Origin of the sequence: Allosalinactinospora lopnorensis (assembly GCF_000981225.1) — a bacterium.
Taxonomy (GTDB): Bacteria; Actinomycetota; Actinomycetes; order Streptosporangiales; family Streptosporangiaceae; genus Allosalinactinospora; species Allosalinactinospora lopnorensis.
The window spans coordinates 32,705-54,888 of sequence record NZ_LAJC01000016.1; the positions used below are offsets into that span (position 1 = coordinate 32,705).

At 69.5% G+C, this 22,184-nt stretch carries 21 protein-coding genes and 2 pseudogenes; 8 read left to right on the forward strand and 15 right to left on the reverse strand.

Annotated elements, in window-relative coordinates; all coding sequences use genetic code 11:
- Positions 1 to 87: 87 nt before the first annotated feature.
- The 5 genes and pseudogenes from VS93_RS08190 to VS93_RS08200 all read right to left on the reverse strand — a co-directional run bounded on the left by VS93_RS08190 (position 88) and on the right by VS93_RS08200 (position 4,707).
- Positions 88 to 1,323, reverse strand: a complete 1,236-nt coding sequence (locus VS93_RS08190) for a dihydrolipoamide acetyltransferase family protein (RefSeq protein WP_394298802.1) — start codon at positions 1,321 to 1,323, stop codon at positions 88 to 90.
- Positions 1,324 to 1,499, reverse strand: a pseudogene (locus tag VS93_RS33305) (biotin/lipoyl-containing protein); the annotation flags it as partial. It abuts the gene before it with no gap.
- 15 nt (positions 1,500 to 1,514) lie between these two features.
- The gene (locus VS93_RS31225; protein ID WP_046469428.1) at positions 1,515 to 2,495 is read right to left on the reverse strand and encodes an alpha-ketoacid dehydrogenase subunit beta; all 981 of its coding nucleotides are present in this window, start codon (positions 2,493 to 2,495) and stop codon (positions 1,515 to 1,517) included.
- A 186-nt stretch (positions 2,496 to 2,681) separates the two neighbouring features.
- Positions 2,682 to 3,614 (reverse strand): annotated as a pseudogene (locus VS93_RS31230) (thiamine pyrophosphate-dependent dehydrogenase E1 component subunit alpha); the annotation flags it as partial.
- Between the two features lie 490 nt (positions 3,615 to 4,104).
- A complete protein-coding gene (locus tag VS93_RS08200; RefSeq protein WP_046469381.1) occupies positions 4,105 to 4,707 on the reverse strand; it encodes a sigma-70 family RNA polymerase sigma factor in 603 nt (200 codons plus the stop codon).
- 270 nt (positions 4,708 to 4,977) lie between these two features.
- Here VS93_RS08200 and purS point away from each other — a divergent pair, with 270 nt between their 5' ends.
- The 5 genes from purS (at position 4,978) to purL (ending at position 9,527) form a co-directional block, all read left to right on the forward strand.
- Positions 4,978 to 5,220, forward strand: a complete 243-nt coding sequence (gene purS / locus VS93_RS08205; RefSeq protein ID WP_046469382.1) for a phosphoribosylformylglycinamidine synthase subunit PurS — start codon at positions 4,978 to 4,980, stop codon at positions 5,218 to 5,220.
- An 84-nt stretch (positions 5,221 to 5,304) separates the two neighbouring features.
- The gene (locus VS93_RS08210) at positions 5,305 to 5,757 is read left to right on the forward strand and encodes an ATP-binding protein (protein WP_236700417.1); all 453 of its coding nucleotides are present in this window, start codon (positions 5,305 to 5,307) and stop codon (positions 5,755 to 5,757) included.
- Positions 5,758 to 5,930: 173 nt separating this feature from the next.
- On the forward strand, positions 5,931 to 6,635 hold the full coding sequence (gene purQ, locus VS93_RS08215; RefSeq protein WP_046469383.1) for a phosphoribosylformylglycinamidine synthase subunit PurQ: 705 nt from the start codon (positions 5,931 to 5,933) through the stop codon (positions 6,633 to 6,635).
- 43 nt (positions 6,636 to 6,678) lie between these two features.
- The gene (locus VS93_RS08220) at positions 6,679 to 7,176 is read left to right on the forward strand and encodes a hypothetical protein (protein ID WP_046469384.1); all 498 of its coding nucleotides are present in this window, start codon (positions 6,679 to 6,681) and stop codon (positions 7,174 to 7,176) included.
- 53 nt (positions 7,177 to 7,229) lie between these two features.
- Positions 7,230 to 9,527 carry a phosphoribosylformylglycinamidine synthase subunit PurL gene (gene purL / locus VS93_RS08225; RefSeq protein ID WP_046469385.1) on the forward strand — a complete coding sequence of 766 codons (2,298 nt, stop codon included), beginning with the start codon at positions 7,230 to 7,232 and terminating at the stop codon, positions 9,525 to 9,527.
- Positions 9,528 to 9,536: 9 nt separating this feature from the next.
- Here purL and VS93_RS08230 read toward each other — a convergent pair whose 3' ends face one another.
- Positions 9,537 to 9,746: a hypothetical protein gene (locus tag VS93_RS08230; RefSeq protein ID WP_046469386.1), complete on the reverse strand. Its 210-nt coding sequence runs from the start codon at positions 9,744 to 9,746 to the stop codon at positions 9,537 to 9,539.
- Positions 9,747 to 10,158: 412 nt separating this feature from the next.
- On the opposite strand from VS93_RS08230, the gene VS93_RS08235 reads away from it, so the two are divergent.
- Complete coding sequence (locus VS93_RS08235) at positions 10,159 to 10,395, forward strand: hypothetical protein (protein WP_046469387.1); 237 nt, start codon at positions 10,159 to 10,161, stop codon at positions 10,393 to 10,395.
- A gap of 28 nt (positions 10,396 to 10,423) precedes the next feature.
- On the opposite strand, the gene VS93_RS08240 is transcribed toward VS93_RS08235, so the two are convergent.
- The 4 genes from VS93_RS08240 to VS93_RS08255 form a co-directional block, all read right to left on the reverse strand.
- The gene (locus tag VS93_RS08240; protein WP_201776579.1) at positions 10,424 to 11,797 is read right to left on the reverse strand and encodes an acyltransferase family protein; all 1,374 of its coding nucleotides are present in this window, start codon (positions 11,795 to 11,797) and stop codon (positions 10,424 to 10,426) included.
- A gap of 122 nt (positions 11,798 to 11,919) precedes the next feature.
- On the reverse strand, positions 11,920 to 12,822 hold the full coding sequence (locus tag VS93_RS08245; protein WP_046469430.1) for a glycine betaine ABC transporter substrate-binding protein: 903 nt from the start codon (positions 12,820 to 12,822) through the stop codon (positions 11,920 to 11,922).
- A 509-nt stretch (positions 12,823 to 13,331) separates the two neighbouring features.
- Positions 13,332 to 14,882, reverse strand: a complete 1,551-nt coding sequence (locus tag VS93_RS08250) for a GMC family oxidoreductase (RefSeq protein ID WP_046469389.1) — start codon at positions 14,880 to 14,882, stop codon at positions 13,332 to 13,334.
- A gap of 162 nt (positions 14,883 to 15,044) precedes the next feature.
- Complete coding sequence (locus VS93_RS08255; protein ID WP_082126722.1) at positions 15,045 to 16,568, reverse strand: aldehyde dehydrogenase family protein; 1,524 nt, start codon at positions 16,566 to 16,568, stop codon at positions 15,045 to 15,047.
- 506 nt (positions 16,569 to 17,074) lie between these two features.
- On the opposite strand from VS93_RS08255, the gene VS93_RS08260 reads away from it, so the two are divergent.
- Complete coding sequence (locus VS93_RS08260; RefSeq protein ID WP_046469391.1) at positions 17,075 to 17,719, forward strand: class II aldolase/adducin family protein; 645 nt, start codon at positions 17,075 to 17,077, stop codon at positions 17,717 to 17,719.
- Positions 17,720 to 17,807: 88 nt separating this feature from the next.
- Here the strand turns inward: VS93_RS08260 and VS93_RS08265 are convergent, their stop codons facing one another.
- From VS93_RS08265 to VS93_RS08285, 4 genes are all read right to left on the reverse strand, one after another.
- Entirely contained in the window at positions 17,808 to 18,041 is a 234-nt protein-coding gene (locus tag VS93_RS08265; protein ID WP_046469392.1) for a hypothetical protein, read from the reverse strand.
- 318 nt (positions 18,042 to 18,359) lie between these two features.
- Positions 18,360 to 18,722: a fluoride efflux transporter FluC gene (locus VS93_RS08275; RefSeq protein ID WP_046469394.1), complete on the reverse strand. Its 363-nt coding sequence runs from the start codon at positions 18,720 to 18,722 to the stop codon at positions 18,360 to 18,362.
- 4 nt (positions 18,723 to 18,726) lie between these two features.
- A complete protein-coding gene (locus tag VS93_RS08280) occupies positions 18,727 to 19,143 on the reverse strand; it encodes a fluoride efflux transporter FluC (RefSeq protein ID WP_236700418.1) in 417 nt (138 codons plus the stop codon).
- Positions 19,144 to 19,363: 220 nt separating this feature from the next.
- Positions 19,364 to 20,131, reverse strand: a complete 768-nt coding sequence (locus VS93_RS08285; protein ID WP_046469431.1) for an alpha/beta fold hydrolase — start codon at positions 20,129 to 20,131, stop codon at positions 19,364 to 19,366.
- A 696-nt stretch (positions 20,132 to 20,827) separates the two neighbouring features.
- Here VS93_RS08285 and VS93_RS08290 point away from each other — a divergent pair.
- On the forward strand, positions 20,828 to 21,727 hold the full coding sequence (locus VS93_RS08290; RefSeq protein WP_082126718.1) for an SURF1 family protein: 900 nt from the start codon (positions 20,828 to 20,830) through the stop codon (positions 21,725 to 21,727).
- Here the strand turns inward: VS93_RS08290 and VS93_RS08295 are convergent.
- The gene (locus tag VS93_RS08295; RefSeq protein ID WP_046469396.1) at positions 21,694 to 22,104 is read right to left on the reverse strand and encodes a DUF3817 domain-containing protein; all 411 of its coding nucleotides are present in this window, start codon (positions 22,102 to 22,104) and stop codon (positions 21,694 to 21,696) included. The genes VS93_RS08290 and VS93_RS08295 overlap by 34 nt on opposite strands.
- Positions 22,105 to 22,184 lie beyond the last annotated feature (80 nt).

Here is a 22,184-nt window from a genome sequence, read left to right on the forward strand (position 1 = left end):
AACAGCTCCGGGGAGCGGTCGCAGCGGCCTGGCCCAGCGGTCAGGCGGGCCGCCCGCGGCCCCACGCAGTGGGCCGCGGGCTGCCGGTCAGCCCCACGCCAGGGCGGTCATCTCCGGATCCTCCAGCATCGCGCCGATGTCCCGCAGGACCTCGGATCCCAGCTCGCCGTCGATCATGCGGTGGTCGAAGGACAGCGACAGGGTGGTCACCTTCCGGACCTTGAGTTTGCCCTTGTGCACCCACGGCATGTCGCGGATCTGGCCGAACGCGAGGATCGCGCCCTCGCCCGGGTTGATGATGGGTGTGCCCGCGTCGACGCCGAACACGCCGACGTTGGTGACCGTGATCGTTCCGCCGCTCATGGCGGCCGGGGTGGTCCTGCCCTCGCGGGCCGTTTCGGTGAGCTCCTGCAGTGCGCGGGCGAACTCGGGGAGCGGCTTCGCTCCGGCGTCCTTGATGTTGGGGACCACCAGGCCGCGGTCGGTCGCCGCGGCGATCCCCAGGTTCACGTAGTGCTTGACCACGATCTCCTGCGCCTCCTCGTCCCAGGAGGCGTTGACCCGGGGATGGTGCCGCACAGCCGTCAGCAGCGCCTTGGCCACCAGGAGCAGCGGGGACACCTTGACGTCGGCGAACTCCGGTCGTTCGCGTAGCTTCCGCACGGTCCGCATGGTCTTGGTGACGTCGACCTGCAGGAACTCGGTCACGTGCGGCGCGGTGAACGCGCTGCTGACCATGGCCGCCGCGGTGTGCCTGCGCACGCCCTTGACCGGGATGCGCTCCTCCCGGGCCGCGAAGTCCGCCACCGGTGCCTCCGGAGTGGGCTCGGGCTCCCCGGACTCCGGAGCGGGCGGGGCGGGGACCTCCGTGGGGGGTGCGGCGTGCCGCTGCACGTCCTCACGGGTCACCAGGCCGCCCGGACCAGTGGCGGTGACCGAACGCAGGTCCACCCCGAGGTCCTTGGCGAGCTTGCGCACCGGGGGCTTAGCGAGCGCCCGTGCGGAGCCGCCGTTCAGCGGAGCCGAGGCCTCCCGCGCCGGTGCCGGGGCCTGGGCCGGCGGGGAAGGCGGTGCGGCGGGCGGTGCGACCGCCGCAGATGCGGCCGCCGGACGGCGGCGCTTGCGGCGCTGGGTCGCGGACGCCTTCTCCCCGTAACCGACCAGGGGCTTCTCCCGTGTCTCCTCCTCGCTCCCCTCCTCCTGCCGCTGCACGGCACCGTTCTGCGCACCGACCGCCCCCGGGTCGGCGGGGTCGTCGCCCACACGGATGATCGGGGTTCCGACGTCGACCGTGCTTCCGGCCTCGACCAGCAACTCCCGCACCGTTCCGGCGAAGGGGCTGGGCAGCTCCACCGCGGCTTGGCGGTCTCGATCTCGCAGATGAGCTGGTTGACCTCGACCTGGTCGCCGGGCTGCACGTACCACTGCAGGATCTCGGCCTCGACCAGTCCCTCACCGACATCGGGCAGCCGGAATTCCTGCACGCCTTGCTGTTCCATGTTCACCCGGCTCCCTTAGAACGCGAACGCGCGGTCGACGCCGTCGAGGACCCGATCCAGGTCGGGGAGGTAGTGCTCCTCCAACCGGGACTGGGGGTAGGGCGTGTCGAACCCGCAGACCCGGATGACGGGAGCCTCCAGGTGGTAGAAGCACGCTTCGGTGACCCGGGCGGCGATCTCCGCGCCCAGGCCGTTGGTGAGGGGTGCCTCGTGCACGACGACCAGGCGTCCCGTGCGGCGCACGGACTCGGTGACCGTGTCGTAGTCGACCGGCGCGAGGGAACGCAGGTCGATCACCTCGATGTCGCGCTCGGAATCGGCCTCGGCGGCCTGCAGCGCCGTCTTGACCATGGGCCCGTAGGCGAGAAGCGTGGCGTCGCGCCCTGGACGCGCCACACGGGCGGTTTCCATGGGGGTGGCGGAGGCGAGCGGGGGCCCCGTCTCCACCTCGGCTTTCTCGTAGTAGCGCCGCTTCGGCTCGAAGAACACCACCGGGTCGTCGGAGACGATCGCCTGCTGGATCATCCAGTAGGCGTCCTCGGGAGTGGCGACCGTGACCGCCCGCAGGCCGGCGGTGTGCGCGAAGTAGGCCTCGGGGGATTCGCTGTGGTGCTCGACCGCTCCGATCCCACCCCCGTAGGGAATGCGGATCACAACGGGCACGCTGAGCGCTCCCGCGGAACGCCGCCGCATCTTGGCGAGCTGGGAGAACGTCTGGTTCGCGGCGGGGAAGAAGAACCCGTCGAACTGGATCTCGCACACCGGGCGGTAGCCGCGCAGTGCCAGGCCGATCGCCGTACCGACGATGCCGGACTCCGCGAGCGGAGTGTCGATGACCCGGTCGGCCCCGAAGTCCTTCTGCAGCCCGTCCGTCACCCGGAAGACGCCGCCGAGCTTGCCGACGTCCTCTCCCATGACGAGGACTTTGGGGTCGGCCTCCATGGCGGCGCGCAGTCCCTCGTTGATCGCTCTGCCGATCGTGAGTTTGGTACCCATGTGCTTACCGGCCCCCTTCCACGCCGGCGTCCTCGAAGGAGGCGAGGTAGTCGGCGAAATCCGCGCGCTGGCGGTCGATGTGGCTGTTGGGTTCCGCATAGACCTCGTGGAAGATGTCGAGCGGGTCGGGCTCGGGCAGCTCCCGGCATTCGCGGCGGACGCGTTCACCGAGCTCGTCGGCCTCGGAGTCGACGGCCGAGAAGAACGCGTCGTCGCCGAGGCCTGATTGGCCAGGAAGGCGCGCATCCGCAGAATGGGATCCTTCTGCTTCCACTCCTCCAGTTCGGCGGAGATCCGGTAACGCGTGGGATCGTCGTTGGTGGTGTGCGCGCCCATGCGGTAGGTGAACGCCTCGATGAGCGTGGGCCCCTGCCCCTCGCGCGCGTTCTGCAGCGCCCGGCGGGTGACGGCGAGCGAGGCGAAGACGTCGTTTCCGTCGATGCGCACGCCGGGGAAGCCGTACCCCAGGGCACGCTGGTACAGGGGGACGCGGGACTGCCGCTCCAGCGGCTCGGAGATGGCCCACTGGTTGTTCTGGCAGAAGAACACGGTGGGCGCGTTGTTCACGGCCGCGAAGTTGAACGCCTCGTTCGTGTCGCCCTGGCTCGTGGCGCCGTCGCCGAAGTAGCTGATGACCGCGGTTCCGTCTTCGCCGAGAGCGCCGTCGCGCTGGACCCCCATGGCGTAACCGGTGGCGTGCAGGTTCTGCGTGCCGATGACGATCGTGTACAGGTGGAAGCCGTGGTCGCGGGGGTTCCATCCTCCGTTGGTGACACCGCGGAACAGTCCCAGCAGCTCTTTGGGGTCGATGCCGCGGCACCAGGCCACGCCGTGTTCGCGGTAGGAGGGGAAGGCCATGTCGTTCGGTCGCAGTGCGCGCCCCGAACCGACCTGCGCCGCTTCCTGGCCCAGGAGAGAGGCCCACAGGCCGAGTTCGCCCTGTCGCTGCAGCGCGACCGCCTCGGTGTCGATGCGCCGGACCAGTACGAGATCGCGGTAGAGGTCGCGGATCTCCTTGTCGCTGATGTCGAGCGGGTAGTCGGGATGCTCTCGCAGTTCTCCGTCGGGGGTCAGGAGCTGGATAAGCTCCGGTTCCTCGTGCGCGGTGGTGTTAGACACCTGTCGCTCCTCGGGTAATCGGGGCCGATGTGGCGGGGTACCGCTGACCGGCCGGATCTCCGCCCGCTCACCCGGGGTAACGGGTATGCACGGGCAGCCCTACCCGTATCGTGACAGAACTCACCGCTGGCCGCGCAAGGCCTCAGCGACACCTTTTCGCCACCGGCCATCATTCCCAAGAACACCAAAAGCGCAACTACCAGGACTTCCAACCAAACTCAAGGCCATCCGAGGAAAAAGTCGGACGTCCGACCGGTTCCCGTGGAAGATCGATCGCCGGACGACCCGAAATTCAGCGGAGAAGCAGCAACTCACTACCGAGCGTGACGAAACAGTGGAAGACTCCACATCCGCGCGGCCTGTCCTGCGGCGGCCCCGTGCTGGGCGCGGGCCCGCGAGCGCACATGTCGGACGGAGGTCAGTGCGAGGCTCGCGAAACGGTTCTTCCGCGCAACGGGGCGGGCGAGGACTCAGCGGCGGGGCGGCGCGGTCAGGCCGCGGCCTGGATTCCACGCTCCTTGGCGTAGTCGGCGAGCATCCCGCGGAGCTGCCGGCGAGCGCGGTGCAGCCGGGACATCACGGTTCCCAGCGGCGTCTCCATAAGGGCGGCTACCTCCTTGTAGGAGTAGCCCTCGATGTCGATCAGGTACACCACCACACGGAACTCCTCCGGCAACTGTGCCAGCGAGTGCCGGATGGTGGAGTCGGGCAGGTGCTCGAGAACCTCGGACTCAGCGGAGCGGGAGCCGGTCGAGGCGTGCGTGTCGGCGGCGGCGAGCTGCCAGTCCTTGATCTCGTCAGTGGTCTCCTGGCGCGGCTCGCGCTGCTTCTTGCGGTACCCATTGATGAAGGTGTTGGTCAGGATCCGGTACAACCACGCCCGCAGGTTCGTGCCCGCCCGGAACTGGTGGAAGTTGGCGAAGGCCTTCGTGAAGGTCTCCTGCACCAGATCCTCGGCGTCAGCGGAGTTCCGCGTCATACGCAGGGCAGTGGGGTACAGCTGCTCGGCGTACGGGGTCACTGCGGAGACGAAGTCCAGATGTTCCGCGCCGTCTTCGTCTTCGGTGGTGCGCTCCAGTTCGATGGTCGCCAAATTTCCCCCTTAGGACGGACGACCGTTGATTGCTACCAACTTGTTAGACGCTTGCCGAGCCGCTTCGCGATGAGTCCAACCGACGTGATAAGCATCACGAAATGGCAAGATTCGACCAGCGCCGCCTAAACGTACGGTAAAGACGTCTGCGCACCGCCCCCCTGGACTCCGAAGAGTCCGCAGGTACCGTACGCTTCTTCGTGCCTCTTCCGCGTCGGCGGAGAGCCCCGGACCGTTGTCTCGCAGTACGGCACACCAGTGGAGGACTCTGTGGCCCGCGTCGTCGTTGACGTCATGCTCAAGCCGGAGATCCTGGACCCCCAGGGACAGGCCATCCTCGGGGCGTGCGGCCGCCTCGGGTTCGAGGCGGTCTCCGAGGTCCGGCAGGGCAAGCGCTTCGAGGTGGAGATCGATGGCGAGGTGGGCGAGGACAGGCTCGACGACATCCGCCGGCTTGCCGAGACGCTGCTCGCCAACCCCGTCATCGAGGACTTCGAGCTGCGGGTCGAGTAGCCCGCCCCGGCCGCCCCGGCCAGTTTCGGTACTCCCTCTACGGGAACTCTAGCTAATGTGCCGAACCGGTCGCGAGGGCTTTCGATGGGCGTGAAATTCTCGATCGTGCTCCCCCGGCAGCCGTACACCGTCGGTGTTGTACGGAGATTTCTTACCGAAGCACTGCGAGCCAACGGCGTCTGCGACGAATGCCGATTCAGTATCCTGCTCACCGCGTCCGAGGCGTGCGCCAATGTCATCGAGCACGGAACCCGGGCACCGAATTACGAGGTCAAAGCCAATGTGGCCGGCGGCAGCTGTCTCCTGCGGATCGTCGACAGAGGGCCAACGTTCGACGCGGACCAGGTGCCCCTGCCGGATCCGGACGAGGAGTCGGGCAGGGGCATTCTGCTGATGCGTCACCTTTCGGACGACGTGACCTTCACCTCCTCCCGTTTCGGCGGGACCACGGTCCAGCTGCACAAGCGGCTGCACCACGGCGGGGAGCACAGCAGCGCCGGGTGCGGGATGGACCGCACACCCGCCATGCTCTGCTGAGCGGCCGACCAACGCGGTCAAAGGAGGTCGCCGGGTCCGCGGGGCTCCGCGCCCTCTCCCCGCATCGCGATAGCCGAGGTCAGCAGGTAGCCTCAAAACCAAGACACGCCGGGCGCGACGACCGGACACCGCGTACGGCCTTGCTCCCACGGACGATCTTTCGGAGAGTGCCCATGACAGCCCGTGTGGGCGTCGTCACCTTCCCCGGTTCCCTCGACGACAGGGACGCCGCGCGTGCGGTCCGCATCGCGGGGGCGGAGCCCGTCGCCCTCTGGCACGGCGACGCCGACCTCAAGGGCGTCGACGCGGTGATCCTGCCCGGCGGCTTCTCTTACGGCGACTACCTCCGCTGCGGCGCCATCGCCCGCTTCGCCCCGATCATGGCGGAGCTGGTGCCGCCCGCGCGCTCGGGGGAGCTACCGGTTCTGGGCATCTGCAACGGCTTCCAGATCCTGTGCGAGAGCCACCTGCTGCCCGGCGCGCTCACCCGGAACCGCTCGCTGCACTTCATCAACCGCGACCAGCGCCTGCGGATCGAGTCCGCCGGCACCGCGTGGACCAACCGCTACCTGCCGGGCCAGGAGATCCTGGTGGTACTGAAAAGCGGCGAGGGCAACTACGTTGCCGCGCCCGAGACCCTGGACGAGTTGGAGCGCAGCGGCCGGGTGGTCGCACGCTACGTAGGCACCGCGCCCAACGGTTCGCAGCGCGACATCGCCGGCATCAGCAACGAGCACGGCAACATCGTCGGGCTCATGCCGCACCCGGAGCACGCGGTTGAGGAGCTCACTGGCCCCTCTGTCGACGGGCTGGGGTTCTTCACCTCGCTTGTCGCGCGCGTCACCGAAGCCTCTCCGGCCCCGGCGGGGACGGGATGATCCGGGCGGTTCCGCGACACCCGTACGTAAGGGGACTGACCCGATGATGGCGCTGCTGCGCTCCCGGAGAATGCTGGTCATCCTGGTCGGCGTGGTCACCGCCGCTCTGATCGCCACCGGGGCCGTCGGCCTGTTCAATGCCATGCGCGCGCCCGCTCCCGCCCCTCCGTCCCCTCCGCAGGGGCAGGGTGCGGAGGAGTCCGCGCCCGCCCCCGAGATGGACGCTCTCGGCAGCGCCCCGGACGAGGTCGACTACACCGATCTCGGGGAGGAGTGCGAAGGGGGCGAGTGCTACCGCCTGGTCGGGATCACCGCTGAGGGGCTCGACGGGGACGAGGCGATCGAAGCCGTCTACGGCCACCTGCTGGACCAGGAATGGGGTCAGGTGGTCCCCGAGGGGAGCCAGGAACCCGAGGACGTCCCTGAGACCGACACCATCCTGACCGACGGCGAGGTCATGGTGCAGGGGAGCAGTGCCCCCTACGCCCAGGACACCACCGCCGGCCTGATCCTCGCGCACGCCCAGGCCCCGAACCAGTGATCCGACCTCCCACGGCGCACGCCGCACACCGCACAGCCCGAACGGAAAAACGAATGCCCGAAGCAGCGCAGGCCGACACCGTCGCGACCGCCGAGGCCACACCGGACACCCCGCAGCCATTCGCCGAACTCGGCATGGCCGACGACGAATACGCGCGCGTGCGCGAGATCCTCGGGCGCCGCCCCACCTCCGCCGAGCTGGCCATCTACTCGGTGATGTGGAGCGAGCACTGCTCCTACAAGAGCTCCAAGGTGCACCTGCGCCAGTTCGGCGAGAAGGCGCCCGAGAACGACGCTCTGCTGGTGGGCATCGGGGAGAACGCGGGTGTGGTCGACGTCGGCGACGGATACGCCGTGACCTTCAAGATCGAGTCGCACAACCACCCCTCCTACGTCGAACCGCACCAGGGCGCGGCCACGGGTGTCGGCGGTATCGTCCGCGACATCCTCACCATGGGCGCCCGCCCCGTCGCGGTCATGGACGCGTTGCGCTTCGGGCCCGCCGACGCCCCCGACACCCGCCGGGTGCTGCCGGGCGTCGTCTCCGGCATCTCGTTCTACGGCAACTGCCTCGGTCTGCCCAACATCGGCGGTGAACTGGGCTTCGGAGCCGGCTACGCCGCCAACCCGCTGGTGAACGCGCTGTGCATGGGCATCATGAAGCACGAGGACATCAAGCTGGCGCAGGCGCCCGGGCCGGGGAACAAGGTGGTCCTGTTCGGCGCTACCACCGGTCCCGACGGCATCGGCGGCGCCTCCGTTCTGGCCAGCGCGAGCTTCGACGACGAGAGCCACGCCAAGCGGCCCAGCGTCCAGGTCGGCGATCCTTTCCTGGAGAAGCTGCTGATCGAGTGCAGCCTGGAGCTGTTCGGCAAGGATCTGGTCGTCGGCATCCAGGACCTCGGTGCGGCCGGCGTCTCCTGCTCCACCACCGAACTCGCCGCGGGCGGCACCGGCGGCATGCGCGTCGAGCTCGACCGGGTTCCGCTGCGCGACCCCCGGCTCGCGCCCGAAGAGATCCTGATGAGCGAGTCGCAGGAGCGCATGATGGCGATCGTCGAGCCGGCCAGGCTCGACGAGTTCATGGCGGTCTGCGCGAAGTGGAACATCCTGGCCACCGAGATCGGCGAGGTCACCGACGTCACCGCTGAGGAGGCCGAGCGCGGCGGCCGCCTGGTGATGACCTGGAACGGCGAGACCGTGGTGGACCTGCCTCCGCGCACCGCCTCCGATGAGGGCCCGGTCTACGAGCGCCCCTACGCCCGCCCAGCCGACCAGGACGGGCTGCAGGCCGACGACCCGTCGCGCCTGGAGCGCCCCAAGACCGACGACGAGCTGCGCGAGCAGGTGCTGCGGGTACTCGCCGCACCCGGGATCTGCGACCCCACGTGGGTCACCGAGCAGTACGACCGCTACGTGCTGGGCAACACGGTCCTCGCCACGCCGCACGACGGTGGCATGATCCGGCTCTCGGACGACACCGACCGGGGCGTCGCCCTGGCCACCGACGGCAACGGCCGCTACACGCGGCTCGACCCCTACACCGGGGCCCGGGCCGCCTACGCCGAGGCGTTCCGCAACGTGGCCGCCACCGGCGCGCGCCCGCTCGCCGTGACGAACTGCCTGAACTTCGGCTCCCCGGAGGACCCGGGCGTGATGTGGCAGTTCGCCGAGTCCGTCCGGGGGCTGGCCGACGCCTGCGGGCAGCTCGGCACCCCGGTCACCGGCGGCAACGTCAGCTTCTACAACCAGACCGGGGACACGGCGATCCACCCGACTCCGGTCATCGGCGTCCTCGGCGTGATCGACGACGTCAACGACCGGCTGAGGACGGCCTTCGGCCACGACGCCGACGGCGCGGCGATCTTCCTGCTCGGTGAGACCCGCGCGGAACTCGGCGGTTCCGCCTGGGCCGACGTCGTCCACGGCCACCTCGGCGGGCTGCCGCCGAAGGTGGACCTGGCGGCCGAGGCCGCCCTGGCCGAGGTACTGGCCGACGCCGCCGAGTACGGCGTGGCCGCCGCGGCGCACGACCTGTCCGACGGCGGGCTGGTGGCCGCCCTCGCCGAGTCCTCGCTGCGCGGCAACATCGGGTGCGCGGTCGAGCTCGACGACCCGTTCACCGACCTGTTCAGCGAGTCGACGGCCCGCGCGATCGTGGTGGTCCGCCCCGACGCCGAGTCCGCGTTCACCGAGCTGTGCACCCGGCACGGCGTCCCGGCAGCGGCGATCGGAACCGTCGGCGGATCCAGCCTCACCGTGCGCCACCCGGCCGGCGGGTTCGAGATCCCCCTCGACGACCTGCGCACCGCCCACGCCTCCACCTTCCCCGGGATCTTCGACGCCGAGTAGGAGGCGGGGTCACTCCTCCTCCGCGGCTCCCGGATGATTCTCCGCCTCGGGATCAGTCATCTCGGGGTCGGTGGCGGGTTCGCCTTCGTCGGTGACCGTGGGCTCCGGTTCCAGCTCCTCCTGCACGCGGGTGGGCCTGCCTGAACGCAGTGTCCCCTCGACCTCGCGCTCCATCTGGTCGTCGAGCTTCGGGCCGTGCTTGCTGCTCCCTCGCTCCATGGCGAGGCCCCCTTAGCGTGTCGGGATCGTGTCTCCGGAGGATCCGGCTACCCGGTTACCCCGCGCCCGAACCCGCGGCCCGCAGGATTTCATCCTGCGCGAACAGCTCATCCGCCCCTGCCGCGAAGAGCTCGGCGCGTCCTGCATGCCGACCGCTGTCTCGGGCAGCGGTACCTCAGGCACCGCGGAATACCCGGGAAGGCGGGACCCGCGACGGGAAGCCCGGATGCCGCGGGTCCGGCCCGCGAGCCGGGCCCACTCCCCGATCCCGGCAGGAGCCTTCCGGTCGGGGCGGTGCCGGTGCGCGGCAGCGGAGCGCAGCCGGCCGGATTCGCCGGCGGCGCGGCTGACGGGGGCGGCGCCCGGCGTGCGCTTTACGATGGGGGAACAGACCAACCGCGGAGGGCGGGACATGCGCAGAGGACGGGTGAAAGGGTCTCTGGGGAGCCACGAGCGGCCCTACAGCGCGTTACGGTTCCGGTTGGTCCTCGCGCTGTTCGGGGCGCTGGTACTCCTTACCGGAACAGTGCTCGCGGTGCTGCTGACCGACTCGGCACCACTGGCCGTCATCCTCGGCGCCGGCTTCGTCGGAGCCTGCTTCAACGTGTACTGGGTGAGCCAGCGCCTGCACTACGAACAATCCGGGTGAACACGCTGTCCGGGACTCGGCGGCCGCCTCACCCGGTCAGCCGCTCCCGGGCCGCCCGGAGCGCGGCGGCGCCGAGGAGGTAGCCGAGGAAGGAGACCGTGGGCATGGCCACCGGGCCGTGGTAGCCAGGGCCCTCGATACCGGTGACGAGCAGGCCGGTCACCACCGCGACGCCGCCGAACACGATGAGCCCCCAGCGCAGCCACACCGGCGGCGACCTCCACGGGTCCGGCCGCTCGCCCGCGCTCCCCGCGACAGCGGAGGTCGAGCCGCTGCGGACCTCGATCCGGCCGAAGACCGCGACGAGGACGGTGAGTACAACGGCCACCACCAGCACCCAGGGGACGCGGAGCAGTAGCCATTCGGCCGAGCCCACCGGCACCTGCGGGAAGATCTCCGTGGGGAAGAGCACGGCGGCAGCGATGACAGCGGCGACCATGTGCCACAGGAAGAGGGTCAGCACGACCGTGTTCACCCCCACAACCGCCGTCCACGGGCCGATGCGCCGCAGCATGCGGTTGGCCGGGCCGCTGAGCAGCAACACGACCGCGGTCTGCGTGTAGGCGAGGGTGAGCAGCGCGAAGGTGGGCGGTGAGGCGTTCTGCAGCTCCTCCCCCGGCACGCTCACCATACTCACCGGGTATGGGCCGAACATCGTCAACGCCAGTAGCAGCGCGGTCCCTCCGGCGCCCAGCAGCGCGAACGGCACCGGATGCCGCGGCAGGCGGCCGTCCCGCCAGGCGAACCCGAGCTGGTGCACGGTCAGCCAGACCAGGAGGAAGTTCGCCTCGCCGATGACGGGGACGCCGAAGCCGATCCGGGCGGTGTCGATTAGCAGGACGGCGGCCGTGAGCGCCGCGGGAACCGCGAGGCCGGCGCGCCGGTGCAGGGCGTACATCAGTGGGGTCAGGAAGACCACCGAGATGTAGGCGGCGAGGAACCACAGTGGGATCAGCGCGGCCCAGACGGCCAGCCCGATGTCCTCCTCGTCCAGGCCCAGCGCACGGCCCGCCAGGGCGAAGACGGCGAGGGCCACCAGGAGGGCGGTCGTCGGCCGCATCAACCGGTCGGTGCGACCGAGCAGCCATCCCGCGGTGCCGCCGCCGCGGCGGTAGTGCGAGGTGAGGGAGGCGGCGTTGGCGTACCCGCCGACCAGGAAGAAGATCGGCATGACCTGGAGGAGCCAAGTCAACGGGTGGGCCCACGGTATGTGGACGAGCGCGTTCTCACCGGTGATGCCGCCCTCGGGGGTGCGCACGACGACGACCGCGAGCCAGTGGCCCAGAACGACCGCGGAGATGGCGAATGCCCGGAGCAGGTCGACGTAGCGGTCGCGGTGGTCGGGGGCCCGCTCCGCTGTCCGGCGCAGCCGTCGCACGCCTACGAGAGGACCGTGTTCCATACCCTCACCCGACCAGGTTCCCGCGTATCAGGAGGCTGGTGCGGGCACCGCTACCCGTGACCCCCCGTCCGGGAAACCAGGGCGCGGGCGGTCATCGCCGAGGGTGCCTTCCGGCCGCCCGGTTACGGGAGCCAGTCCTGCCAGACGTCGGAGTTGTCCGCCACCCACTCGGCCGCGGCGTCCTCGGGATCCATCCCCTCGTCGGCGATCATCCGGGCGACCGTGTTCTGGTCCTCGTTGGTCCACTGCCACTTGTCGAGGAACCGGTAGGCGTCGCCGCCCTTTTCGGTGAACCCCTTCCGGAAGATCTTGTTCAACTCGTACTCGGGGTAGCCGCACCCGATGTCCTCCGGGTCGATCTCGCAGCCCTCGACGTACTCGGGGAACTCCACCTGGACCAGATCGAAGTCCTCGAACAGCCACTGCGGCTGGTAAAAGTAGAACAGCACCGGCTCTTCCTGCTCGTACCTCTCGCGTATCTCGGAGATCTGCTCCTCCTCGGACCCCGCGTAGACGATCTTCAGATCCAGGCCGAAATTGTTGATCATGCCCTGGTCCTGGGTGACGAACGAGGGGTCGCTGCCGAGGAACACCCCCTTGTCCTCGGACTGTGGGGAAGCGAAGAGATCGGTGTTCTTCTTGAGCCCCTTGACCGTACCGATCTCCGGGTGCTCCTCGACCAGGTACTTCGGTATGTACCAGCCGATGATGCCCTCATTGCCGTTCGGACCGCCGTCGGCGGCACCGCCGGTGCCGCCGGGGCCATAGAGCTCCATCTGCTCCTGGTGGCCCCAGTTCTCCACGATCACATCGACCGATCCCCCGTCCAGCCCTCGCCACGAGGCGTCCTCGTCGAGCTGCACGTGCTCGGTCCGGTAGCCGAGCTCGTTCTCCAGCAGATAGGTCAGAACCGCGGCCGAGGCCTGGTAGCCCACCCAGCCGTTCACAGCGATGCGCACCTCGCCGGGCGCCTCCGACGCGTCGTTCTCGGTGGCCGATGCCAGGCAGGAGGTAACGAGCGGCATGGACAGGACTGCGGCGAGCGCCGTGAGGATGGCCGATCCGAGTCTCGTCTCGCGCACTGGTCGTCTCTCCGTCGATATATCCGGCCGGGGGAACCGGCGCGGGCAGCGGACGTGCGGCAGCGGGAGGCGCCGCACGTCCGCTGTCCCGGCTACGGACGGGGGGCGGTGCCTTCGGGCATCCGGGGTCTCCGGATGTCCGGGTTCTCTCGGACCCACCGGGCCACCGCGTCCTCGGACCCCGCTCCTCGTCCACGATCGGCTGGACGACCGTGTTCTGGTCCCGGTCGGTCCACTGCCAACCGTCCAAGAACCGGTGGGCGGGGTCTCCCTTCTCGACGAACCCGGCGCGGAAGATCCTGTTCAACCTGTATCCAGGGTAATCACAGAGAACATCCTCCGGGGCGGCGCCGCAACCCTCCTCCGGGGGGAAATCCCCCCCGGAGGAGAGCGGGCCCCTCGAACGGCCACCGCGGCCGGCGGAGGCGGAACAGCGCCGGCTCTTCCCGGGCCTACCGGTCGGCCCGGATCAGATCGGCGACGCGTTCGCCGACCGCCAGAACGGTGACCATCGGGTTCGGCGAGGGCATGCTCGGGAACACAGAGGCGTCGGCCACGCGCAGCCCGGTCAGGCCCCGCACCTTCAGTGTGGGGTCGACTACGGCCGCGGGGTCGTCGGCGGCGCCCATCTTGCAGGTCCCGGCCGGGTGGTACACGGTGTGCGCGGCACGCCGGCCGTACTCCGACAGCCCTTCGTCGGTGGTGATATCGGGACCGGGCGCGACCTCGCGCTTGATCCAGGATTTGAACGGTTCGGTGCCGGCGATCTCCCGGGCGATCCGCAGTCCGTCCACGATCGTCTGCGCGTCGTAGCCCTCGGGGTCGGTGAAGTAGCGGAAGTCCAACGCCGGCTTGGTGTCCGGGTCGGAGCCGGCCAGCCAGAGTTTGCCGCGCGAACGGGAGCGGGGGATGTTCGGTGTCATGCAGATCGCGTTCCGCGGGCCGGGCGAATCGTAGCCGAGCCGGGCGGTGTTGTCGTCGAACGGGACCTGGTAGATGTGGAACATCAGGTCAGGGCGCGGGTCGCCGTCATCGCGGCGGATGAACAGCCCCCCGTCGGAGTCCATCACGGATTTCTCCGGGACCGGCCGGCCGGTCTCCCACATGATGATCGACTCCGGGTGGTCGAGCAGATTCTCACCCACGCCCGGCAGGTCGTGCCGGACCTTGATCCCCACCCGGCGCAGGTCGTCCGCGGGGCCGACCCCGGACAGCATCAGCAGCCGCGGCGTGTCGACCGCGCCGGCGCTCAGGATGACCTCCCGCGCGGCACGGACTGTGGTGCGCTCACCCGAAGGCCGCCGTACCTCGACGCCAACGGCGCGGTCGCCCTCGAAGACCAGCTTGTCGGCCCAGGTCTGCAGAAGCATCGTGAGGTTACGCCGCTGGTCCATGATCGGGTGCAGGTAGGCGACGGACGCCGAGGAGCGGTAGCCGGTGTAGGGATCGTAGGCGATGGAGAGGAAACCGACGCCTTCGCTGAAGCCGCCGCCGTGGGAGGTCGCGGCGTTGAAGTCCTCGATCACCGGGACGCCGGTGGCCTTGGCCGACGCCGTGATCCAGTCCTTGACGATCTCGTTGCGGTCCTGCTCGGCGACCGGGATGATGTTGCACTTGATCCGGTCGGCGTAGGACTGGACGGTGGCGTTGTCCCACCCTTCGGCTCCCGCGGCCACCCAGTCGTCGAGGTCCTGGGCGAACGGGCGGAAGCTGATCAGCGTGTTGTGCGATGAACAGCCGCCCAGCACCCGGGCCCGCGAGTGGCGGATGTAGGAGTTGCCGTTGGGCTGCTCCACGGTCGGGTAGTCGTAGTCGAGGTCACTACCGAGCAGGTCGAGCCAGTCGCGGAGCTTGAGGACCCGCTCCAGCCCGACGTCTGAGGGACCTCCCTCGATCACGCACACGCTGGTGGCGGGATCCTCCGAGAGCCGGTTGGCGATCACCGAGCCGGCGGTGCCCCCACCGACGATCACGTAGTCGAAAGTGGAATCCGCTGAGGCCACGTGCAGCTCCTTTCGAGCGAACACCCCCGGTCGCACCCGCACCGGGTAACCGGCCAGGGCCGGGGGAGAATGTGGCTGGACTGAGGACATGACGGTGGTCCGCCACGCGCGCGGCGGGGCGGAGCGGAAGCGCGGGCCGGTCGTCTCCCGCGCGCATCACCGTTACCCGAACCAGCGCTGCGGCTGAGGGTCGAGGTTGCGGTAGATGTGCTTCGCCTCCCGGTATTCGTCGAGCCCCGCCTGGCCGAGCTCGCGGCCGATCCCCGAGCGCTTGAAACCGCCCCATTCGGCGCCGGGGAAGTAGGGACCGTAGTCGTTGATCCAGACCGTGCCGTGCCGGAGGCCGGCGGCGACCCGGTCGCCGCGTCCGGCGTCGCCGGTCCACACCCCGCCGGACAGCCCGTAGTCGGTGTTGTTGCCGAGTTCGATGGCCTCGGCCTCGGTGCGAAACCGCTCTACCGTCACGACCGGTCCGAACACCTCGGTCTGCACGATGTCCATCGTGCGGTCGCAGTCGACGAAGACCGTCGGGCGGAAGAAGTAGCCCTTGGCGAGCTCCGGGTCGTCGGGCCGGGATCCGCCGGCGATGATCCTGGCCCCCTCTTCGACGCCGCGCGCCACGGCCGCCTCGACCTTGGCGCGGTGCTCGGCGGAGACCAACGGGCCGCTCTGCACGCCTTCGGCCTGCCCGCAGCCGATCTTGATGGCCTCGGCGCGGCGGGCCAGCTCGGCTACGAACTCGTCGTGGATGTCCTCGTGCACGATGAGCCGCGCGCCGGCCGAGCAGACCTGCCCGGAGTGGAAGAACGCGGCGTTGAGCGCGTAGTCGACCGCGGTGTCGAGGTCGACGTCGGGGAAGATGATGTTGGGGTTCTTGCCGCCCAGCTCCAGGGCGACCTTCTTGACCGTCTCGGCCGCGCTCGCCATGATCCGCTTGCCGGTGGCCAGGCCGCCGGTGAAGGAGACGAGGTCCACGTCGGGACTCTCGACCATGGCGGCGCCCACCTCGGCTCCGGTGCCCAGGACGAGGTTCACGACGCCCTCCGGGACACCGGCCTCGATCGCGAGCTCCACGAGCTTGCAGGTGGTGACCGGGGTGACCTCGCTCGGTTTGATGACCATGGTGTTGCCGGCCGCGACCGCGGGAGCCACCTTCCAGGAGAGCTGCAGCAGCGGGTAGTTCCAGGGGGTGACCATCGCGCACACCCCCACCGGCTCGTAGACGACCCGGCTCAGGATGCCCTCGGGGGTGGAGACGACCTTGCCGGCCTCCTTGTCGGCCAGACCCGCGTAGTACCGGAACACCGCGGTGACGTCGTCGACGTCGATACGGCCCTCTTCGATGGTCTTGCCAGTGTCGAGGGACTCCATGACCGCGATCTCCTCGCGACCGCGCTGCAGGAAGTCGGCGATGCGATACAGGATCTCCCCACGCTCGTTCGCCGGGCGCAGCCGCCAGTCGCCGTCGTCGAACGCGCTGCGCGCCGCCGCGACCGCGGCTTCGACGTCGGCCGGGCCGGCTTCGCTCACAACGGTGAGGACGGAGGCGTCGTAGGGGTTGAGGACGTTGCGGACGCCGCCTTCGGCGGCGCCTCGCCAGGCGCCGGCTATATACAGGCTCGTGGCTTGGGTGGAGCCGGGCTCAGACAGGTACTGCTTATTCGGGAGAGTTACGTAGGGTCGCATCACGAGACGGTCTTGCCCTGGAAAAAAGGCCACAAACAGGCCTTTTCGGTTCTTTACGCTTCCGATATCATCCGCAAAATCCTATATGACCAGCAAAAACAGCCTATTCTCGGCCATGTGCCGGTGAAGCACATCACGCAACACCCGAACCGTCGATGACTTTCCGTGATTATCGATCGGGTATGCGTCCACCGGACCCCGCAGCCCCCGCCCCGCACCCTCTTCGCGGGCCGGGGGCGCCCTGGCACGGGCGTTCTCCGGAGGCTCCGCGGATCCACGCCACACCCCGCTGGACAGGGAGCCCCCGCCGCGAGGTATGGTTGGTTAGGTATACCTAAACTCGATGGACCGCAAGGCCGGGTCCGCGCCCAGTGCGGGCGTTCCAGGCAGGACCGGCTGCCGTTCCGGCCTCCCTCACGACCCCCACTGCTCGACGCCCCCGCCACGGACGCCGGAGGAACGGCCCGGACTCCCGGCACCGCGCGTGCCCGGCCCATAGAGGAAACATGCTGTTAGAGCAAGAACGCAGAGACCTGTGCCTGACCGCCCGCAGACTCACCGATAGCGGCCTCGCCCATGGCGAGGGCGGGAGTGTCAGCATCCGCTCCGGCGATCTCCTCGCGATCACCCCGGCAGGCGCCACGCTCGACCTCGTCGAGCCGGCGGACTGCCCCGTGCTATCGGTCGACGAGCGGGTGCTGGAGGGCCGCCGCGCGCCGGCCGCCGAGGCGACCCTGCACATGGCGGTGTACCGGAGCACCACCGCCCGAGCCGTGGTGCACGCGCACGCCGAGAACGCCGCGGTCGTCTCCGCGACCCTGGCCGAGCTGCCGCCGATCCACTACACGGCCGCCCGGCTCGGCGGGGCGATCCCGGTGACCCGCTACGCCACCTACGGCACGGGAGACCTGTCCGACCAGGCCGTCAAGGCGCTCAAGGGCAAGTACGCCGCGCTGCTCGCCAACCACGGTGGAGTCGCCACCGGCGACTGCCTGGATCAGGCGTTCGAGCACGCGCGCCTGCTGGAGTGGCTGTGCGGCATCTACATCCGCGCGAAGACCATCGGCGAGCCGCGGGTGCTCTCCGAGGAGGAACTCGCCGAGGCGCGGACCCGCGACACCTACGGCTGGGCCGGCCCCGACATCTGGTGAGGTGTTCCGGCCCGTTGTCCGGCGGCCCATACGGGAACAGACCGGGAGCGGCCCGGCCCGATCCAGCCCTGGGCCCCGGCGGGCGGGCCTATCCCGTTTCGGGGCCGACCGCCTCGTCCTCCTCGTCGTAGGACTCCTCGGAGCGCGTCCAGGCGAGGTAGGCCGCCGGAAGACCGGTGTGCACGAAGAGCAGCAGGAGCAGGAACGCGCCGGGCGTCACCTCGAACCCTCCCTCCCCGAGACCGCCTCCGGACACCAGCGCCAGACCGAGCACCGCCACCGGTAGCGTCCATGCGACCAGCCGGTGGGACACGTTGCGCATGCATCTGCTCGTTGAGCTCGCGTTCGTCCAATGAGCGCGGGCTCAGCTCGGTGAGCATCCCGCTGGCCAGGTTGAGCTGCGAGGTCAGGAACACGAACGGGACCAGCATCCCGAAGAGCAGGACGAAGGCGAGCGGCGCCGAGGTGAGGAACCCCGCTATCAGCAGCATTCCGACGGTCGCCTGCGCCGCTACCAGCGCCTCGCGGCGCCACGGGGGCCGCCAGCGGCGGAGCGCGCCCGTACGCCTCGCACGGTCGAGCGACCAGCACAGTATCCGGTCCTGAGGACCGGGTCGCCGGGCGGTGCCCGCCGGAGCGGCTAGACCTGGAGCGCCACCGCGGCCGTCGCTCCGATGACGGCGGCCCCCAGCCCCGCGGCGATCGACCCAGCGACGTTGGCGAGGGCGAGGAACCACGCCCCGCTCTCCAACAGCCGGAACGTCTCGTAGCCGAACGTGGAGTACGTGGACAGCGCACCAAGAAACCCGGTCACCACCAGCGCGACCGCCCATTCGGGCAGCATCAGCGTGCTCACGAACCCGATCAGCAGGCAGGCCGTCATGTTGGCGGCGTAGGTTCCCCACGGGAACGCCGAATCGTGCCTGGCCTGCACGAACTGGTTCATGGAGTAACGCAGGAGCGAACCGAGGGAGGCGCCGAGCGCGACCATGAGGACCGTCATCCCGCTACCTCCGGCCCGCGGCGATCCGCGCACGGAACGCCGCCTGAGTCGCTCGCACTCCGATCCACACCGCCAGGAGCGCGCCGACCGCCGTACCCGCCATGTAGACCAGCGCGAATCCCGCGGAGCCGGCGACCAGCAACTGCTGGGCCTCGTCGATGTGCACCTGTGCAACGTCGATATGCGTCGAGAACGTGGTGTAGCCGCCCAGGACACCGACCCCGAGGAAGGGGCGCAGCAGCCGCAGCCGCGGCACGACATCGCTGACCAGCACCATGAGAACGCCGATCAGGAAGCAGCCCGTTATGTTGGAGAGAAAGGTCGACCAGGCGAACACCCCGGGCTCGTGCGGTATCGCGAGATTGAGCCCGTGGCGGGCGAGGCCGCCGATAGCGCCTCCTAGAGCGACCGCCGACCACACGGCCCATGGCGCCTCCCGGAGCCTCCAGCGACTACGCGGAGAGGACGCGCCGGGGCCGGGACCGACCGGCGGCGGCCCGGTTCCTTCCACCATGAAAGGCTCCCATCAGCTACGGGTGCGGCTGACAGGGACCGTTAGCGGCACACGCCGCGGTTTCCCGCCGGAAGCGAAATGGCGGGCCCCACCGCCGGGAGCGATGATAGCGGCCGCGCCGCCGCACTCATCGGGCCACGTGGTCCATGAGCAGTTCGTTCACCCTGTCGGAGCGTTCGACGCCCACCAGGTGCGCCGCCCCGGTGATCACCTCGAACCTGGCTCCGGAGATAGCGTCGGCCAGCTGCCGACCGTAGCCGGGCGGCAGAAGAGGATCGTGCGCGGCGGACATGACCACCGTCGGCGCCCGCACCCGGGCCAGGGTGCCGCGCTGATCCTCCTCAGCGATCGCGTCGCAGCACCCAGCGTAACCGGCGCAGTCGGTTCCCTGGAACTCCTCGACCACGCGCTCCACGATGTCGGGGCGCTGCTCGGCCCACGCCGGTGTGAACCAGGAGCGCGTCACCTCCGACGACACCGCGGCCATTCCGCCCTCACGGACCCGCGAAGCGATGTCGCGCCAGTGGTGGGCGGCGGGTGTGCGGGGCGCGCCGGCCAGGAGCGCCAGCCGGTTCACCCGGTCGGGGACCGTCGAGGCGATCCACGTGGCCAGCATGCCCCCGAAACCGAAACCGAGAATGGAAAGCCGCTCTAAGCCCAGCTTGTTGAGCAGCGCAAGGACGTCCCCGACCAGCTCTTCGGTCGTGTAGGGGCCTTCGGGGGCCAGCGACGAGCCATGGCCGCGATGGTTGACGCGGAGGACCCGGCTCGTCCGGGTCAGTTCCGGCATCTGCGGTTCCCATATCGACCACCTCGTGCCGAACTCTGGAAGGAGCAGCACGGTCGGAGCGTTCCGAGGTCCGTCGAACCGGTGCTGCAGGGGTACCTCGGCCATGTGCGCGACCTCCTGGGACAGCAGGTAAAAGCGTACCCGCATCTCCGCCCGGGACGGTGACGGTCCGGCTCCGGTCCGCACCGGCCGTCGGGAGCCGACCGATGCGCATCGTGGGGCGCCCTGCGGTCCTGCTCTGGGACGCGCTCGGAGTTCCACCCCCGCTCTGGACGGCCGGGGCCCGGCGGCCGCAGATGGCGGTGGGCGGGCCGCATTCGGCGAAACCTCTTCCGATGCCGCCGGGGGCCTCGCACCCAAGTCCGGCCAGCCACCGTTCGAGCAGGTCACCGCGCCGCCGATCGCCGATCAGCGGTGCAGCGAGGAGGCCGCCTCCCGACAGGACCGCGGTGATCGCGGAAAGGGCCCGACCGCGCCGCGAGCACCGCCCACATAGAAAACGCGAGGGCCGCCTCCATGTCCCCCCTCAAAATCACGGAGGCGGCCCTCGCTTTGGGAACGGTCGCAGACTCCTCCCCCCTGGAGTCGCGACCTGCGAAAGCTCGCGAAGCGCGTTTACAGTGACTTCCCTCCCGCGCTGGTACATAGATTACCCACACCCTCCTCCAGCAACAACCCTCAGTCACAGAAAATTACTTAAAGTAATCACCATCCGTGTGTCTACTCCGAGCCAAGCCCACACGGGAAACGTCAATGGGGGACCAGCAAACCCTCCCCCCGCATCGGACATAGCCTGAGAGGGTGCGCTATCCGCTACTGCAGCCTCGCTGGCTCGGCCTCCACGCGCTGGTCGTGCTCGCCGTCGTCACCTGTTTCGCCTTCGGTTACTGGCAGTTCATGCGCGCCCAGGAGCCATCACGCGACGTAATCACCAGTCCGGTGGAAAACCCGGACTCGGCCTCCGAGCTGAGCACCGTTCTCGCCCCCGGCGAGTACATGCCGCACGACAGGGCCAACACGGCCGTCACCGCCGCGGGAGAGTACGACACCGGTGCCGAGATGCTGGTCCCCGCGCGTTCCCCCCAAGGGGGAGAAGGCTACAACGTCATCGCCCCGCTGGTCACCGAGGACGGCAGCGCCGTGATCGTGCACCTCGGCTGGGTCGACGGCGACGCCGACTCCCCTCAGGACCTGGCCCCCCTGCCCGAAGGCGAGGTCACGGTCACCGGCTGGCTGCTCCCACCGCAGAAGGAGGACGAGGGCGTCATCCCGATCTCGATGCCCGAGGGCCAAGTCGAGAGGATCGCACCATCGCTCCTGATGAACGTCTGGGAGTACCGGCTCTACGAGGGGTACGTTCTCCTGGCCTCGCAGGAGCCCTCCGGCGCCCCGGCCGAGAGGCAGGGCGTGCGGCCGCAGGAGGTGTCCCCGCCCGATCCGCCGCGCGAGATCGAGTGGAACTGGCGGAGTGTGAGCTACGCCGCGCAGTGGGTCGTCTTCGGGGCCGCGGCCTTCGTGTTCTGGATCGTGCTGATGCGCCGGGAACTGGCGGGGCAGGTCCATGGCTCCAGCGGCGCCGCAGACCCGGACGGCGGCGCGGGAGGCGACGGCTCCGGCGGGACGCCCGAGGATCCCGGCGGCGGCGAGAGCGCCGGCTCAGCAGGGTCTCAGCCCTCCGCCACCGGCACCTCCTCACCCTGACGGGCCCGGCGCTCCGAAGCCTTCTCCGCCTTGGCCAGGCGGTGCTCCACGATAAGACCCACGAACGGGATCGTCCCGGCAACGGCGACCCAGAGCGTCCGCCCCGCCCCCCAACGGCGTTCCAGGGCGACCCAGATCACGACCAGCACGTACAGCATGTAGATGTAGCCGTGCGGGATCGCGACCGCCATCATCAGGACCGAATCCGCACCGAACAGCCGCTCCATCCCCGCCGGAGCGGGCATGAGCGAGAACGGAGCGGTCTCTCCGACCAGGTACTTCGCCGGCATAGCCACGAACGCCAGAAGCAGCAGGAAGATCCCCGCCACATAAGCGAGCACCCGGTACAGCGTGAACGCCAGGCGCTTCTTTTCCACAGGGGGCACCTCGTCCGGTCGAACGGCACAGATCCCCGGCGGTCCCACATACACAGCGCCAGAGATTCCTTTGCTCTTCG